The sequence below is a fragment of the Achromobacter pestifer genome (assembly GCF_902859625.1).
GTDB lineage: Bacteria > Pseudomonadota > Gammaproteobacteria > Burkholderiales > Burkholderiaceae_B > Achromobacter > Achromobacter pestifer.
In genome coordinates, this window is the sequence record NZ_CADIJX010000003.1 from 770,477 (window position 1) to 785,960 (window position 15,484).

18 protein-coding genes are annotated in these 15,484 nt (G+C 63.9%); 12 read left to right on the forward strand and 6 right to left on the reverse strand.

Translation table 11 applies throughout. The features are described 5' to 3' along the window. Nucleotides 1-47: 47 nt before the first annotated feature. Complete coding sequence (locus tag HV753_RS15080) at nucleotides 48-854, reverse strand: hypothetical protein (protein WP_175175283.1); 807 nt, start codon at nucleotides 852-854, stop codon at nucleotides 48-50. 205 nt (nucleotides 855-1,059) lie between these two features. Here HV753_RS15080 and HV753_RS15085 point away from each other — a divergent pair, with 205 nt between their 5' ends. The 3 genes from HV753_RS15085 to HV753_RS15095 all read left to right on the forward strand — a co-directional run bounded on the left by HV753_RS15085 (nucleotide 1,060) and on the right by HV753_RS15095 (nucleotide 3,284). Next, a complete protein-coding gene (locus tag HV753_RS15085) occupies nucleotides 1,060-1,644 on the forward strand; it encodes a YceI family protein (RefSeq protein WP_175175284.1) in 585 nt (194 codons plus the stop codon). A 133-nt stretch (nucleotides 1,645-1,777) separates the two neighbouring features. After that, complete coding sequence (locus HV753_RS15090; protein ID WP_175175285.1) at nucleotides 1,778-2,035, forward strand: helix-turn-helix domain-containing protein; 258 nt, start codon at nucleotides 1,778-1,780, stop codon at nucleotides 2,033-2,035. Further along, nucleotides 2,028-3,284 carry a type II toxin-antitoxin system HipA family toxin gene (locus tag HV753_RS15095; RefSeq protein WP_175175286.1) on the forward strand — a complete coding sequence of 419 codons (1,257 nt, stop codon included), beginning with the start codon at nucleotides 2,028-2,030 and terminating at the stop codon, nucleotides 3,282-3,284. Before HV753_RS15090 ends, HV753_RS15095 begins: the two co-directional genes overlap by 8 nt. Nucleotides 3,285-3,343: 59 nt before the next feature. Here HV753_RS15095 and HV753_RS15100 read toward each other — a convergent pair whose 3' ends face one another. Then, nucleotides 3,344-3,790, reverse strand: coding sequence for an SRPBCC family protein (locus HV753_RS15100; protein ID WP_175175287.1), 447 nt, complete (start codon nucleotides 3,788-3,790; stop codon nucleotides 3,344-3,346). 181 nt (nucleotides 3,791-3,971) lie between these two features. Next, complete coding sequence (locus HV753_RS15105; RefSeq protein WP_175175288.1) at nucleotides 3,972-4,481, reverse strand: DUF1993 domain-containing protein; 510 nt, start codon at nucleotides 4,479-4,481, stop codon at nucleotides 3,972-3,974. Here HV753_RS15105 and HV753_RS15110 point away from each other — a divergent pair. From HV753_RS15110 to HV753_RS15125, 4 genes are all read left to right on the forward strand, one after another. After that, nucleotides 4,480-4,671 (forward strand): hypothetical protein, encoded by a 192-nt coding sequence (locus tag HV753_RS15110; RefSeq protein WP_175175289.1) that lies wholly within the window; start codon nucleotides 4,480-4,482, stop codon nucleotides 4,669-4,671. The two genes, HV753_RS15105 and HV753_RS15110, sit on opposite strands and share 2 nt — an antisense overlap. Nucleotides 4,672-4,756: 85 nt before the next feature. Next, nucleotides 4,757-5,632 (forward strand): NAD(P)-dependent oxidoreductase, encoded by an 876-nt coding sequence (locus tag HV753_RS15115; protein WP_175175290.1) that lies wholly within the window; start codon nucleotides 4,757-4,759, stop codon nucleotides 5,630-5,632. Nucleotides 5,633-5,691: 59 nt separating this feature from the next. Beyond that, complete coding sequence (locus HV753_RS15120; RefSeq protein WP_175175291.1) at nucleotides 5,692-6,657, forward strand: Bug family tripartite tricarboxylate transporter substrate binding protein; 966 nt, start codon at nucleotides 5,692-5,694, stop codon at nucleotides 6,655-6,657. A gap of 40 nt (nucleotides 6,658-6,697) precedes the next feature. Next, nucleotides 6,698-7,366: an RraA family protein gene (locus tag HV753_RS15125; protein WP_175175292.1), complete on the forward strand. Its 669-nt coding sequence runs from the start codon at nucleotides 6,698-6,700 to the stop codon at nucleotides 7,364-7,366. 15 nt (nucleotides 7,367-7,381) lie between these two features. Here the strand turns inward: HV753_RS15125 and HV753_RS15130 are convergent, their stop codons facing one another. Together HV753_RS15130 and HV753_RS15135 are read right to left on the reverse strand one after the other, a co-directional pair. Beyond that, nucleotides 7,382-7,744 (reverse strand): hypothetical protein, encoded by a 363-nt coding sequence (locus tag HV753_RS15130; RefSeq protein WP_175175293.1) that lies wholly within the window; start codon nucleotides 7,742-7,744, stop codon nucleotides 7,382-7,384. A 26-nt stretch (nucleotides 7,745-7,770) separates the two neighbouring features. Further along, on the reverse strand, nucleotides 7,771-8,436 hold the full coding sequence (locus HV753_RS15135) for a GntR family transcriptional regulator (protein ID WP_175175294.1): 666 nt from the start codon (nucleotides 8,434-8,436) through the stop codon (nucleotides 7,771-7,773). Between the two features lie 165 nt (nucleotides 8,437-8,601). Here HV753_RS15135 and HV753_RS15140 point away from each other — a divergent pair, with 165 nt between their 5' ends. From HV753_RS15140 to HV753_RS15160, 5 genes are all read left to right on the forward strand, one after another. Further along, entirely contained in the window at nucleotides 8,602-9,117 is a 516-nt protein-coding gene (locus HV753_RS15140) for a sigma-70 family RNA polymerase sigma factor (RefSeq protein WP_175175295.1), read from the forward strand. Continuing rightward, the gene (locus HV753_RS15145) at nucleotides 9,114-10,064 is read left to right on the forward strand and encodes a FecR domain-containing protein (RefSeq protein WP_175175296.1); all 951 of its coding nucleotides are present in this window, start codon (nucleotides 9,114-9,116) and stop codon (nucleotides 10,062-10,064) included. Before HV753_RS15140 ends, HV753_RS15145 begins: the two co-directional genes overlap by 4 nt. An 82-nt stretch (nucleotides 10,065-10,146) precedes the next feature. Beyond that, nucleotides 10,147-12,621 carry a TonB-dependent siderophore receptor gene (locus tag HV753_RS15150; RefSeq protein ID WP_175175297.1) on the forward strand — a complete coding sequence of 825 codons (2,475 nt, stop codon included), beginning with the start codon at nucleotides 10,147-10,149 and terminating at the stop codon, nucleotides 12,619-12,621. Then, nucleotides 12,615-12,890: an iron transporter gene (locus HV753_RS15155; protein WP_175175298.1), complete on the forward strand. Its 276-nt coding sequence runs from the start codon at nucleotides 12,615-12,617 to the stop codon at nucleotides 12,888-12,890. The genes HV753_RS15150 and HV753_RS15155 overlap by 7 nt, the downstream gene beginning before the upstream one ends. After that, nucleotides 12,887-14,431 (forward strand): PepSY-associated TM helix domain-containing protein, encoded by a 1,545-nt coding sequence (locus HV753_RS15160; RefSeq protein ID WP_175175299.1) that lies wholly within the window; start codon nucleotides 12,887-12,889, stop codon nucleotides 14,429-14,431. Before HV753_RS15155 ends, HV753_RS15160 begins: the two co-directional genes overlap by 4 nt. Here the strand turns inward: HV753_RS15160 and HV753_RS15165 are convergent. After that, on the reverse strand, nucleotides 14,382-15,395 hold the full coding sequence (locus HV753_RS15165) for a helix-turn-helix transcriptional regulator (RefSeq protein WP_175175300.1): 1,014 nt from the start codon (nucleotides 15,393-15,395) through the stop codon (nucleotides 14,382-14,384). The two genes, HV753_RS15160 and HV753_RS15165, sit on opposite strands and share 50 nt — an antisense overlap. Nucleotides 15,396-15,484 lie beyond the last annotated feature (89 nt).

Below are 15,484 nucleotides of genomic sequence, written 5' to 3' on the forward strand. Positions count from 1 at the left end.
CATGGGCAGCGCCCATGCGGCCGCTGCCCGTGCTGGCTGTCGTTGCCTTATGGCTTCGCCTTGGGCGAGGCCTGTAGGAATTCCGCGCAGTCCGGCAGCGGCGACGTCGGTTCGTACACCGAGCCGTCCGATTTCCACTGATACGTCACTGTGTAGCTGCACTGCTTGTCGACGGCGGGGGCCGCCTGCGCCTTCGTCGGTGCCGGTGCCGCGGTGGAGTCGGCATAGCGGCTGGCGCCGGCCGGTGCGCGCGTTGCCTGAGTGGTGATTTGCAGGTTCGGATACTCGTTTCCAGTAGCCGCCTTCTTCCCGGGCAGGGCTTGTAGCTGGGTCGTGAATCGATAAGCATCGACGCAATGGCCGTCGCGCTTTTTCTCATCGGCCTCATTGAAGCAGGACCGGATCGTCGTCTCGGCCGACCAGGGCGTGATGAACACCAGGTTGCTGCTGGATTCTTCGCCCAGGCTGACCTCGAACAGATAAAGATCCTTGCGGATGAAGCTGCCGCCAGAGAACGACGTTTCCAGCTTGTAGTCGGGTTCGGCAGGGCCGACCACGCCCACCAATGCACGCTCTTCGCTTAGCCGGATCACCTGCGGCCATACCGTGAACTGGGAAAAATCCGGAATATCGGGCAAGTCCCAGAATGCGCGATCCGAGCGCAAAGTGCGGCTGGTGGCAAACGGGCCGTTGGTCTCTAGGGTTCCGTCCGTCTTGATGCCGACGCACCAGTCGGTTTGCGCATTGCAGAACAGTTTATTGTTCGGGTCCAGTTTCAGCGGCTCGGTGTCGGGTTGTGCCTGGACAGCCACCGGCAGGGCAGCGCAAATCAGCAAAGCAAATATTCTTTTCATTGTCATTCCTGGGTTTGCGGACAAATGTGCAGGCGAATTATTGCTCGAATCAGAAAGGCCGTATGTCGATTTAGTGAGCAATTCAGACATGAGGTTTCAATGACGCCTGTCTGTGCTGACATTTTTCTGAATGGTATTGTCAGGGTTCCCTAGCGTGCCCGTGGCGGTTCGTCCACGGCACGCTTCCCTGTCACAAGGAGTCCTGATGAAGCTGTTCCCGTCCCTGTTGCTGGGCGCAAGCGCGCTGATGTTGTCCCTGCCTGCTGTTGCCGCGCCGGTGACCTACGATCTGGATCCGTCGCATACCTACCCCAGTTTTGAAGCCGATCACCTTGGCGGGCTGTCCACCTGGCGTGGCAAGTTCAACAAGTCAGCGGGTGTGGTGGTGCTGGATCGCGAGGCCCGCACCGGTACCGTGGAAGTCACGGTGGACATCAAATCCGTGGATTTCGGCCACGACGAAATGAACCAGCACGCGGTCGCGCCCGACATCTTCGATGCCGCCCGCTATCCCACTGCCACGTTCAAGGGCAAGTTCACCAAATTCGATGGAGACCGCCCTGAGGAAGCCAAAGGCGATTTGACCTTGCGCGGCGTCACGCGCCCGGTCGTGCTTGAAATCGATGACTTCAAGTGCATTCAGCACCCGATGGAAAAGCGCGAAGTGTGCGGCGCCGATGTGTCGACGAAGTTCAGCCGCAAGGACTTCGGGCTGAACTTCGGCCTAGACATGGGCTTCAAGCCGGAAGTGGAACTGAAGATTCAGGTCGAGGCGGGTCGCCGCCCTTAATGCTTGGAATGTACGATATAAACGACATAAAAGGCAATCACTGAGATTTATGTACTGATTACCGTACATTTTCAACTCAATTAGATGTACGGTATATCTAACATTGCTCGTCTGATTCCGGAAAATGTCCACGATGCCGTACGTATCAACTGCCGTCATTCCCGCCCAGTTCGGGGCCAGCTTTCAGCGTGAGCGGAAGCAGCGCAAGCTAAGCCAAGCGGAACTTGCCCAGCGGGCTGGGCTGACGCGCCAATTGATCGTGCAGATCGAGAAGGGCGAGAACGTGGGTCTGCATTCAATAATGAGAGCATTGGCCGTGCTCAATATGGGGCTGCGCATCGATACCGCGAGCATCAATTACGACGATGTGGGGCGCGTGGGTGATGAGTAACGCGAAGATCAAGAAGCTGGAGATCAGCACGCCGCAAGGTGAGTCGGGGTTGCTTCAAAAGGAATCCCGCTTCGTATTCAACTACACCCACCCTGGGCAAGATCGAGAGATTTCCCTGATCATGCCGCATCGCGCCGAGAGTTATGCAGATACCGTTGTGCCGCCGATCTTCGCGATGAATCGGCCGGAAGGCTATCTTTACGAAAGACTCTGGGAGCGCTTTGGCAAGGACGTGGAACTTGACGATATGCGTTTGCTGGCCTTGACCGGCAGCCACCAGATCGGGCGTTTGCGATATCACGAACCGGGCCGCGAAGTCATCCAGCTTCGACCCGAGGTCGGGCTTTCGGCGTTGTTGACCAGCGGAGCAAGCATTGAACTCTTCGAGCACCTGGTCAACGCCTATCTCACCTCTGGCATTTCCGGTTTTCAGCCCAAGGTCCTGATGCCCGACGCGGATGCCACGGATGTCAGGCCGATCGTCGATAAGTCCACTGCCTTTACTCCCGACCTGATTGTCAAAGCCGCCGGAGAGGACTATCCCTTCCTGGCCCAGAACGAGTTTCTGTGCATGAGCGCCGCCAAGAAGGCCGGCATACGGGTACCGGACTTTTGGTTGTCGGGCGATGGCTCGCTGTTCGTGATGCGCCGCTTTGACTTGGACAATGGCCAGCAGCTTGGGTTTGAAGACATGGCGGTGCTGTTGCGCAAGAGTGCAAAGGAAAAGTACCTAAGCTCGTATGAGACGGTTGCCGAGATGATTGGCCTTCTGTGCGGTGAAAATCGTACGGAGAGTCTTGCTCGATATTTCGAGTATGTGACGTTGTCGGTTCTGGTGCGCAATGGCGATGCGCATCTGAAGAATTTTGGATTGCTATACCGGTATCCTGGCGCGACACCCGCCGAATTGGCGCCGTTGTATGACGTGGTGACGACCAGCGTCTATGAAGTGGACGATCCTCAGTCGGGACGAAAACTGTCAGATCGCACGCTCGCGCTGAAGATGAACAAGAAGAGGCAATATCCGACGCGAAAGGCGCTGCTGCAATTTGGCCGAACGGTGTGCGGTGTCGCCCATCCGGAAGCCGTCATCGAACGGATCGCGACCGCGATGGAAGAGGTCCTTCGCGATGAGGCGCATCGCATCGACGATGGCTTCCTGGCCAAGATCAAGGGTGAATGGGATGGCGGCGCCGCTTCTCTGCTGCCGGCAAGAGTGATTACCGGATCGCAAGCTGCGAGCGATTGATAGCCGGCCCGCCGATTCAAATCTTGCTGCATCGCGCCGCGCCGCGCCGCCCGTCCGGGTCAGTCGGGAATCTCAGGTTCCACCAGTCTCGCCAGTTGCAACAGCGATTCCTGCCAGCCCAGGTAGCACATCTCGGGTGGAATGACGGCGGGGATGCCTTCCTGCACGATGTTGATTTCAGTGCCGCAGACGACCTTGCGCAAGGTGATGGTGGTCTGCATCTGGCCGGGCAGGTTCGGATCCTCGAATCTGCCCGTATAGCGGATCTTCTCGGCGGGGACCAGTTCCTTGTATTCGCCATCAAAGGCATGGCTGTGGCCTGAGCCGAAGTTGTGGAACGCCATTTTGTAGGTGCCGCCTGCCGTGGGGTCCATGTGGTAGACCTTGCAGGTGAATCCGTAGGGGGGAAGCCATCTTGCAATCGCATCGGCTTCAAGGAAAGCGCGATACACGCGGTCGGGCGCGCAACGCAGGACGCGGTGGAGGGTAACGGTGCCAGTAGTCATGGTGTGTCCGCCTTTACAGGTTGAGAGGGTCGTACTGATACGACGAATAGACGACACCGGAATCGACAAGCGTGGGATTGGGAGAAACCCTGAATACGTAACACCAGCAGCAACGACAAGGGCCGCGAATTCGCGGCCCTTGTCGTTGCTGGCGTGCGTTATGCGCACGCGCGGCGTGTCATCAATAGGCGCCCATGTAGTCGCGCTTGCCGACTTCGATGCCGTTGTGGCGCAGGATCGCGTAGGCCGTGGTCACGTGGAAGAAGAATTGCGGCAGACCGTAGTGCAGCAGGTAGGCGCTGCCCGACAGTTTCTTTTCTTTCGGCGTGCCCGGGCGCAGCACGATTTCCAGGGACGCGCTTTGCTCGAACTGTTCTGGCTTGAACGAATCGACATGGGCCAGGGTCTTGGCGATCAACGCCTGCAATTCGGCGAAGGTCGGTTCGCCGTCCGGCCAGGACGGCACTTCCGCACCCGCCAGGCGCGATGAGATGCCCTTGGCGAAGTCCGTCGCGATCTGCACTTGGCGCGACAGCGGGAACATGTCCGGGAACAGGCGGGCGCCCAGGTAGGCGGACGGATCGATGTTCTTTTCAGTGGCGTGCGCTTCGGCCTTTTTCAGCACGTCCGACAAGGCGGACAGCATTTGCTTGAGGACGGGAACAGAGGCGTTGTACATGGGGCTGGTCATGATCGAGGCTCGCAGAATGAGTGAGGCGGGCGCGGCAGAAGCCGCGCGGCTGGGGCCAAGACTACCAGCAATTGAAGAAGGGATGGCGGCGGGAAGAATCCGCGCGGCCATGGTGCCCAAGCCGGTGTCGGCGGGGGCCAGGGTAGAAGCCGGATTTCTTCAGCAATGTACTTTTTATGTTCTTGTTTGAATTGAAATATCCGGGTTGTCCCTAGTAATAACGGGCCTTTCTGTCAGGCTATAACCATGTTTGTATTTATTTTGTATTTACGAACATGAAAATTGCATTGATTGGATGTGGGGAAGTCGGCGAGTGCTATGCGCAGGCGTGGGTAGCCGGGGGGCATTCGATCGTCGGCATTTGCGAGCTGCGCCAGGACGCCGAGATGCAGGCGCGCGCCGCCTCGCATGGCAGCGCGCTGCATGGAGAGCCCGGCCCGTGGTTGGCGGAAGCCGACATCGTTGTGTCGGCGGTGTTCGGCCATGCGGCCCTGAAAGTGGCGACGCAAGCGCTGCCGCATCTGCGCGGCGACGCCTCCTATGCGGATTTCACGACCGCGAGCGCGGCCGACATGCGTGCTGCCGCTGATATCGCCGCACAGCGCGGTGTGCCCTTCACCGATGTCGCGATCATGGGCGCCATTGCGCTGCTGGGCGCGCGTACCCCGTTGCTGTGCGCGGGCACGGGTGCTCCTGCCGTGGCGGAATTCACGCTGGGCTGCGGAGCGCCCGCACAGGCGATTGACGGGCAGGCAGGCGATGCCGTCCGGCTCAAGCTGTTGCGCAGCATTCTGACCAAGGGCATGGAAAGCCTGGCCGTCGAATGTCTGGTTGCCGCCGAAAGCATGGGCTTGCGGGCATCGCTGTACGAAGTGTTGTCCGACATGGATCGGACGCCGTTGACGACATTCGTCGATTCGTTCGTGCGTTCGCATGTGTTGCACGCGCCACGCCGCTTGGCTGAGGTGCGCGAGGCGCGCGAACAATTGGTCGAGGCCGGTTTGCAGCCGTTGGTGCTGGATGGCGTTGAACGCCTCTTCGCACGGACAACCAAGGGTATCGAGGCAGCGCGCGATGCGGGGTCATTCAACGTCCCCGATTCCGTCGCGGATCGGCTGGCGTGGCTGACGCCCTTGGCCCGCCAATCCTGAATCGCGGAGCCGGCCCCATAGAGGGCCGCGCCATTCCAAAAACACAAGTGAGGAAGACAATGACATCTTTGAAGACTCTGCTGGCGGCGACGCTGCTGGCGTCATGCGCCGTGGCCAGCGCGGCCGACATGGGCACGGCCCCCATCACGTTGATTTCGCCGTTTCCGCCGGGCGGGGGAACCGACACCCTGACCCGCATGATCGGATCCGCCATCGCGCAGGACACGGGCTGGAACATCGTGGTCGAGAACAAGCCGGGCGCGGGTGGCAACCTGGCGCTTGACGCCACGGCGCGCGCCAAGCCCGACGGGCACACGCTGGTCATGGCGCAGACCGACAACATCGTGCTGAACCCGTGGCTGTACAACAAACTCAGCTACGACACCTTCAAGGACTTCAAGCCCGTGGGCCTCGTGGCATCGTCGCCGAGCGTGTTCGTGGTGGTGCCGGAGTCCCCCTACAAGACGCTGGACGATGTGGTGAAGGCGGCCAAGGCGCGTCCGGGCCAGGTGTCGCTGGGCATTCCCGGCATCGGTGGCAGCGGCGATCTGATTGGCCACCTGTGGCGCAAGGCCGCGGGCATGGAACTGATGCATGTGCCGTACCGTGGCTGGTCGCAGGCATTCCCCGATCTGGCCAGCGGCCGCATTGATCTTTACACGGGCTCTGTCGCGTCGCTGCTGCCGCAGATTCGCGGCGGCAAGGTCCGCGCGCTGGCCGTGGTGGCGGACGAGCGTTCGCCCGCCTTGCCCGACGTGCCGACGTTTGCCGAAAGCGGTTTCAAGACCATCAACCAAACGATCTGGTGGGGGCTGATGGCTCCAGGCAAGACGCCGGACGATGTGATCGCCACGCTGAACCAGGCGCTGAATGCCTCGCAGGCCAAACCCGACGTTGTGAAGAAGCTTGAAGAGTCCGGCTACAGCGTCATGACGGGCACGCCAGCGGATCTGGGCAAGCGCCATCGCGCCGATCACGACATCTTCGGGAAAGTCGTTCAAGAAGCCGGCATCCCGAAACAATGATCTTGCGAGATCCACAGACGAAGCACCAGGAGAGCCTGTCATGATCGGTTTTGAGATTCACCCGCGCAAGCGCGCGGTCAGCAGCGAATTTGTCGAGAAGTTCCGTCACGTCCCCGTTGCCAACATCAGTGATTGCATGTCACGCATGACGGCCGGCGGCGCGCGTCTGCGGCCGATGCATGACGGCCATCCGCTGGCGGGTCCGGCGCTGACGGTGCGTACGCGCCCAGGCGACAATCTGCTGGTGCACAAGGCGCTGGAACTGGCCCAGCCGGGCGATGTGGTGGTGGTGGACGCCGGCGGCGACCTGACCAACGCCATCATCGGCGAAATCATGACCACCTACGCGCAGTCGCGCGGCCTGGCCGGCATCGTGATCAACGGTGCGATCCGCGATAGCGGCACGATCCGGCGCGGCTCATTTCCGGTGTATGCCGCCGGCGTGACGCACCGTGGACCTTACAAGGATGGTCCGGGCGAGATCAACGGCGTCATTGCGTTGGACGGCATGACGATCGAACCGGGTGACCTGATCCTGGGTGACGAAGACGGATTGTTGTCGTTGCCGTATGACCAGGTGGCGGCGCTGTACGACGCCGCGTCGGCCAAGCATGGCGTGGAAGAGCAGATGTTGGCGCAGATCGCTGCCGGCACGCTGGATACCGCGTGGATCGACGCCCGGTTGAAGGCGCAGGGCTGGCAGCCCTGAACGGCTGGTCCGTCGTTAGCGCTTAGTGATGCCCAGGCGGTGCAGCAGCCGTTTCTTGACTGCGCCGCCGTAAGCCCACGACAGCACCGCCAGCACCAGCATCGTCACCGTGAAGTACGCGCGCGCGGCGAGCGGCACCGGATTCAATTCGGCAATGGTCCGCATCGGCTCATAAGACGTGAAGTCGCTGGCCGCCAAGCCACTGAACAACAGGGCCAGCACCGGCCCGGTGAAGTGCGGGCGTTCGCCTCGCGACGCCTTGTCGTCCAGGAAAGACCAGCGGAACAAGCGCATCAGCTGAACCGCGACGGAGACCAGCGGAATGGCCACGGCCAGCAGCAGGACGAAAAGGGCGACAAGAATCTGGGGCGAATACATGAAAGGACGGTAGGAAGACGCTGCAATCACGCAGTGGGCGCATCGCCCTGGGGCTTGCGCTGGCTGCGGAACAGCAGGTGCGTGGTGGTCAGGTGAAAACGCATGGCGATGTCCGCGCAGCCGGGGTCACGGGCGCGCAACGCGGCGATGATCTGGCGGTGGTGTTCCACGCTGCGCAGCATGTCGTCATGCGTATAGAAGTAGAACGAGCCGATGATGATCGGCATGTCCAGCAGGTTTTCGACCATCGCCCGCACGCGCGCGGACTGCGCGGCATCTAGCAAGGCGTGATGGAACAGGTTATTGCAATGCTGCACGCGCGCCACCTTGTCGGTGTCGTCGGACAGGATGGCGTCCAGCATGCGTTGGTTGATCTGCTCTAGATGGTCGATCTGTTCAGGGGTGGCGCGTTCCGCGGCGCTCCGCGCGGCATAAGGCTCCAGCAGCAGCCGCAGCTCGAACGCTTCATTGATGTCGCGGTCCACCCAACCCAGGACCACCGCCCCGCGCCGGCCTTCACGCTTGACCAGGCCATCGGTGATCAGCCGTTCGATCGCGCTGCGAACCGGCGTGCGGCTGACGGATAGTTCCGTCGCGATGTGCTCTTCGCGCAGATGCTCGCCAGGCAAGAACACGCCGGACATCAGCCGTCGGCGGAGTTCCCCGTAGACAAGGTCGCGGGCGCTGGTCATGGTGAAGCCAAATTCCTAAGGGCGCAAAGTGATCCAGACTATACCCGAAGGGGACGGCCCTTCCGGCGTGGATGAAACACGTTCGCCCGGGGCGGCCAGACGCATTGCCGTCAAGGCCGGAGTCAGGCAATAATCAGCACTGATTCTTATTCACAAAACTCTTTCATGTCTACTTCCGAGCAGGCAGCCACGGCGGCGGTGCAGCACATCTATGAAGCGCATCACGGCTGGCTGTACGGCTGGCTGCGAAGGCGGCTGGGCAATAGCGCCGATGCCGCCGACCTGGCGCAAGACACGTTCGTCGGGCTGATGTCCACGCATCGCCGCAGGGCGCTGCCGGTGCTGGCCGAGCCGCGCGCTTATCTGACCACCATCGCCAAGCGGCTCATGGTGGACATGTACCGGCGCCATGCGCTTGAACATGCCTACCTGGAGGCGCTGGCCGCCATGCCGCCGCGGCACGCGCCTTCGGAAGAGCAGCGCCTGATCGTGCTGCAATCCTTGCGCGAGGCGGACGCCTTGCTGGCTGCCTTGCCGGACAAGGTGCGCGCGGCCTTTCTCCTGTCGCAGCTCGACGGCCTGACTTATGAGCAGATTGGCGCCGAGATGGGCGTGAGCCTGCGTACCGTCAAGCGTTACATGGCAGAGGCGTTCAAGCATTGCATCCTGGCGGAATCATGAGCGCGGCAGACGGGAAGGCCATCGATGCCGACATCGCCGGTGAAGCGGCCGAGTGGCTGGTCCGGTTGTATTCGGGGCATTTCACCGAGGCGGACCGGTTGGCTTGCGAGCGTTGGCGGCAGCGCAGCGCGGAACATGACCGGGCCTGGCAGCGAGCGCAGGCCGTGCTGGGAAAGTTCGGGGCATTGCCCCAGGGGCTGGGCCGCGCCACCGTGGAAGCGGCGAAATCGCGCCGCGCCGCCGTACGCGCCCTGGCTGGGCTGATCGCCGTATTGCCTGCGGGCTGGCTAGCCTGGAAAGTGGCCCCCTGGCAGTCCTGGGCCGCCGACTATGCCACGGACAGCGGCCAGCGCCGCCGTTTTGAGTTGCCCGACGGCACCCTGCTGACCCTGAACACCGCCAGCGCCCTGGATCTGGCTTACGACGAGACAGTGCGTCTGCTGCGCTTGCGCCGGGGGGAAGTGCTGGTGCGCACATCGCGCAGCGCCGATCCTCGGCCGTTGGTGTTGCGCAGCGCCGAAGGCGCCGTGCAGGCGCTGGGCACGGTGTTCACCGTCAGGCAGTTCGACGCGCATACGCAGGTTGCGGTCCTTGAGGGGCGGGTGCGGATATCTCCCAACGGCGGACCCGCCGCCATTCTGGAGGCCGGGGCGTGCACCGATTTTTCCGAAGCGTCCGTGCAGCCGCCCTGGAGACCCATGCGTTCTCCCGGGGCATGGGAAGACGGCGTGCTGTATGCGGACGACTGGCGCCTTGCGGACTTTGTGCGCGAATTGGGCAGATATCGCCCGGGCCTCCTGCGTTGCGACCCGGAAGTGGGTGAACTGCGGATTTCCGGTGGATTCCAGCTGGACGATACCGATGCGGCGTTGCTGGCGGTGGCGCGCAGCCTGCCCGTGAAAGTGGTGTACCGCAGCCGCTATTGGGTGACGGTCGCGGCGGCGTGAAGCCGGCGCGCGTGGCACTTTTTTGGCGCTAGTCCGACAAGCCCTGGTACGCCACCGAGTTGGCGCTCTTGCCGGAATACGCATGATGCCTGTCCCCCATTCAAAATCCACGCCCGTCCAGCGCCGCCGCATGGCCCGTGCGGCGTTCTGCCTGGCGCTTGCCGCCTCGATGCCGGCGTTTGCCCAGACGCCGCCTTCGGCGCCCGCCAGCCAGGCGCGGTTCGATATCCCCGGCGGGCCTCTGGACGCGGCGCTGACGGCGTTTGCTGGCGCCGCCCGCATCAACCTGTCGTTTGATCCGGCCCTGGCCCGGGGACGCCGCACGGCTGGCCTTCAAGGCAGCTATTCCGTGGATGCCGGGCTGGCGCGTTTGCTGGCGGGCACGTCATTGATTGCCAGGCAGGACGCGCCCAAGGTGTACACGTTGCGCCTGCTGCCCGAAGACGCCGCGCAGTTGCCTGCGGTCCTGGTGGAAGGCGCGGCCGAATCGGCCTATGGCCCGGTATTGGGGTATGTGGCGCAGCGCAGCGCTACTGGGACCAAGACCGACGCGGCGTTGGTCGAGGTGCCGCAAACCGTCAATGTGGTGACGCGCGACGAGTTCACCGCCCGCGCGGCGCGCACGGTGGTGGAAGCGCTGGCTTACACGCCAGGCGTCTACGCGCCGGGCGGCAGCGCGGATCTGCGGTACGACAACATCTATCTTCGAGGGGGCCAGGCGGCGCGAAACAATCTGGACGGCTCCAGGCTGCCCTATGGCGCCTACAGCTTCGGCATGCTTCAGATCGAACCCTACGGACTGGAACGGGTTGAAGTGCTGAAGGGGCCGTCGTCGGTGCTGTACGGCCAGAACACGCCAGGCGGGCTGATCAACATGGTCAGCAAGCTGCCCACCGATACGCCGCAACGCGAAATCCAGCTTCAAACCGGCAGCTATGGCCGGGCCCAGGCCGCGTTGGATCTGGGCGGACCGGCGGATGAGGCAGGGCAGTGGCGCTATCGATTGGTGGCGTTGCAGCGCGATGCCGCGCAGTCGCCGCACTACACCCGGGACGATCGCAGTTTCGTCGCGCCCGCGTTGACCTGGCAGCCCAATGCCGCCACCTCGTTGACGCTGCTGGGCTTTTATCAGAAAGACCGGCAGGTGCCGCTTTATGGGACGTTGCCGGCGGCGGGCACGCTATTGCCCAACCCCAACGGCAGGTTGCCGTGGGATCGCTATGCTGGCGAACCGGACTGGGATATCTACAAGCGCGAGCAGACGTCGGCGGGTTACCTGTTCTCGCATCAGGCCAACGACACATGGACCTTCAGGCAGCAGCTGCGCTACAGCCACATGCGGGGCGAGGCCCGGGCCAGTTCGGGCTATCTGTTGAATCCGGCGGATATGCGCACGTGGTCCCGCACGATGTCCCGGGGGCAGGGCTCGGGCACGACGCTGACGGTCGACACCCAGGCGGTGGCCCATTTCCAGACAGGCGCGCTGGGGCATGAATTGCTGCTCGGCTTCGACTACCTGAACATGCGCGACGCCTATTCCTTCGCAAACGTCATTGCGGGCGTGCCACCGCTGGATCTCTACGATCCGGTCTACGGCAGGCCAAGGCCGGGCGTGCAGGACCTGATCGCGCGGATCGATTCACGCCAGCGCACCGAGCAATCGGGCCTGTACGTGCAAGACCAGCTCCGCTATGACAAGTGGCTTCTGACGCTGGGCGGGCGCTACGACATGGCGCGCGGCACGACCCGCAACCTGATGGCGGACACGCGGGCCGAGCAGCGCGACAGCGCGTTTACGGGCAGGGCAGGCCTGACCTACCTGTCCGACACCGGCATGGCGCCCTATGTCGCCTATTCGACGTCCTTCGCCCCGACGGGAGGCACCGACTATCTGGGCGAACCGTTCCGGCCGTCGCGCGGCAAGCAGATTGAAGCGGGGATCAAGTACCAGCCGCCGGGCAGCGACAGCATGGTCACGCTTTCGGTCTATCAGTTGACGCAGACCGATACGCTGACCACTGACACCACGCCGGGCCGGCCGCCAGGCTTTCAGACACAGACGGGTGAGATGCGGGCGCGCGGCATCGAACTTGAAGGCAAGGCGGACCTGGTGCGCGGACTGAGCCTCGTGGCCTCCTACTCATACTCGCAGTCGGAGTTGACCAAGAGCCAGAACGTAGACATCGTGAACGGCGTGCCGGAGTCTAGGCAGGGCAAGAGCCCTTACTACGCGCCGCGCCACCAGGCTGCCGCATGGCTGGCTTATACGGTCCAGGAAGGCGCGTTGCAGGGGTTGGGCCTGGGGGCGGGCGTGCGCTATATCGGCGCCGACTGGGGGGATCCGGCAAACACGCTGCGCATTCCCGCGGTGACGCTGGCGGATGCCGCCTTGTCCTACGACTTCGGGCGGCGCAATCCGGCCTTGCACGGTTTAAGCGCGGCCATCAACGCCAGCAATCTGTTCAATCGGACCTACGTCGGCACCTGCGTGACTTCCACGGCATGCAGCTTTGGCGCGGGCCGCGTCGTGCTGGCGACCTTGAAGTACGCATGGTGAGCGGGCTGGCCGGCCGCGGCCGGATTGCCGCGCGCGCTCTGGCGGCCACGGCGGGCGTCTACGGTTGCCTCTATGCCGCCGTGGGCGCGGCCGCGTGTCTGCCGTGGCCAGCGGCGGACGCGATCCTGTATCCGGCCTTGATGGCGGTGCCTGCGCATGTGGCGTTGTCCATCTGGGCCTTCGCCGCGCGCAGCGTATCCAAGGTCTGGCTGGTGTTGGCGGCAAGCGGCTTGTCCAGCGCCGGCTTGTGGGCCTGGGCGGGGCAATGAGCGGCGACCCGGAAGGGACGCTGCGGGCCCGCATGGCGTGGTTGCATTCCTGGGCGGGGCTATTGCTGGGATGGCTGGCGTTCGCGGTATTCGTGACGGGCGCGTTAAGCGTTTACGCACCCGAGATCAGCCGCTGGATGATGCCGGAGACCGGCGCCGCAGGCCGCGCGGACCGGCAGCAGGCTTTGCGGACCGCGGAGGCGGCGCTGTATCGGGAGGCGCCGCGCGCCGCGCGCTGGCAGCTGGAGCTTCCCGCGCCGCGCAAGCCCTTGCTGACCTTGTCATGGAGCGGCCCGGATGGCACGGCAGATGTGCGTTTGGACCCCGCCACAGGCGCGGCGGTCGTGCCGCGAGATACCGAAGGCGGTGATTTCCTGGTTGAGTTCCACTACAGCCTGCATGCGGGAAAAGCCGGCATAAGCCTGGTGGGCGCGTGCAGCCTGGGCCTGCTGCTGGTGCTGGTGACCGGCATCATCGTGCACCGGCGCCTGTTCGCGGATTTCTTCACTTTCCGCCCGAGGCTGTCGGCGGGCCGGGCCTGGCTGGATGCGCATAACGTGCTTGGGGTGCTGCCCTTGCCGTTTTCGATCATGATTCTGGTCACCGCGCTGAGTACGCTGTTGCTGACTTATCTGCCGGCGGGCGTGCATGCGCGTTTCGGTAATGACATCGCGGCGATGGCGGCTCAGGTATTCCCCGCGCCACCCGGGACGCACGCGCAAGGCGACGCTTCCATGCTGCCGCTACCGGAATTGGTGCGCCGGGCCGAGACCGTGCTGGGGGCGGGCAAGGCCGGCGTGGTGATCGTGCGCGAACCGGGGCGGGAAGGCGCAATCGCGGATGTGATGCGCGTCTTTGACGACCGCTTCATGGCGTTCCCCGATCGCGTGTCCCTGCGCGCCGACACGGGTAGCATCGTGGACACGCAGAATCGATACGGCGGCGCGCTGACGCTGGCACGCACCTTGGGCGGGCTGCACTACGGCTACTACGCCGCGCCCTTGTTGCGCGCGCTGTATTTTGCGCTGGCCTTGGCGGGCGCCGGGATGATCGCGACCGGTCTGGCGCTGTATTCCGTGCGCACGTCCGCACGCGGCGGCCGATTCGCTGCGGCGGTCCATCGCATCAATGTGGCCATGATCTGTGGACCGCTTTGCGCCTGCGCGGCCTACTTTTTGGCAAACCGGCTGGCCTGGCCTGGGGCCGCGGGCCTGCACGACCGCGAAGTGCTGGCATTTTTCCTGGCCTGGGCGGGCTGCTGGGGGCATGCGGTGTGGGGCGATCCGGCCCGGCTCTGGCGCAGGCAGTGGCTGGCCGCCGCCGTCTTGTGGATGGCGCTCGTGCCCGTGGATGCGGCGGCATTGGCGTTGCAGCCCGCGTTTCGGCACCTGTTGGGACAGCCCTTGCATGCCGTGGCGGCGAGCCTATTCGCGGCCATGGGGGGATTGTCGATGTGGATTGCGCTGCGTCGCGGGCGTCACGAGCGCGACGCTACCCATGCATCCTTACATCGCGGGGGGACACGCCGAACAGGCGCTTGAAGGCGGTGGCGAAGTTCGCGGCGCTGGAATAGCCGGCAAGCGCGGCGGCCTGGCTGACGCTCACGCCTTGGCCGATCAGCGCGCGCTGCGCGGCTCTTAGCCGCTGCTCGCGCAGGTATTCGACGGCGGACGACCCCGTCAAGGCCTGGAAACCCTGTTGCAGTGCGCGCACACCCAGGCCGGTTTGTGCCGCCAGGTCCGACAAGGTGCAATGACTGGCGATGGCGCCGGCGTCCATGCGGGCCCGCAACTCCAGCAAACGCTTGGCGTGACGCGGATCGATGCGGCTGGCGGGGGCGTGGGCGCCGCTGCCGGCCGCGGCCAGCGCCACGTGGCGGAGGCCCTCTCCCAGCAACGCCAGGCAACGGGATTCCAGCATCAGCCGGTCCACGCCGTCTTCATGCGCGGGCGGGCGCGCAATCCGTTGCGCCAGCGTGACGCCGCGAGGCGTCAACGTCCAGGCATGCAGGGCCAGATGCGTTTGCAAAAAAGACTGGATGGCCAAGGTGTCGACGGCGTTCGCGGCCGATCCGTCCGGGATCAGGCCACCGTCTTGCAGCCATTGGGGCGCGGCGGTCAGGGTGATGGAGCGTTCGCGGTGGTTGCGGGCCGCGCGCCGCATGAAGCTGGCAGGCCCGGTCAGCATCAACAGGCGCGCTTGCAGGCCCTCTCCGGCGGCCGGGCCTTGCAGGCGTAGATGGTGATGGCCGAATTCAAGCTCGACGTCGCCGTGCTCCAGCACGATCAATTTCAACCCCGGCGCGAGCGTGGAGCGCACCACGTTATCGCCGCAATCGCGCACGTCGGCGCGTCGCAGCGTCAGGCCGGGCCGCATCGCCAGCACCTGGAAGCTGCCCTCCAGCGGCGCTCGCGCGCCCGCGCCGTGACGCGACTCGATGTCGTGCGATCCGCCTATGTGCGCACCCGCCGCCCGTAATTGCGCGGGCGAGATTTCGCCTGCCATTTCCGCTCGTTTTCGCGGCCCCGCCATTCCAGCTCCAAAAAACGCTACCGCAAAGCATCTGGTGCTTTGCGCAAACATACTTACCTGTT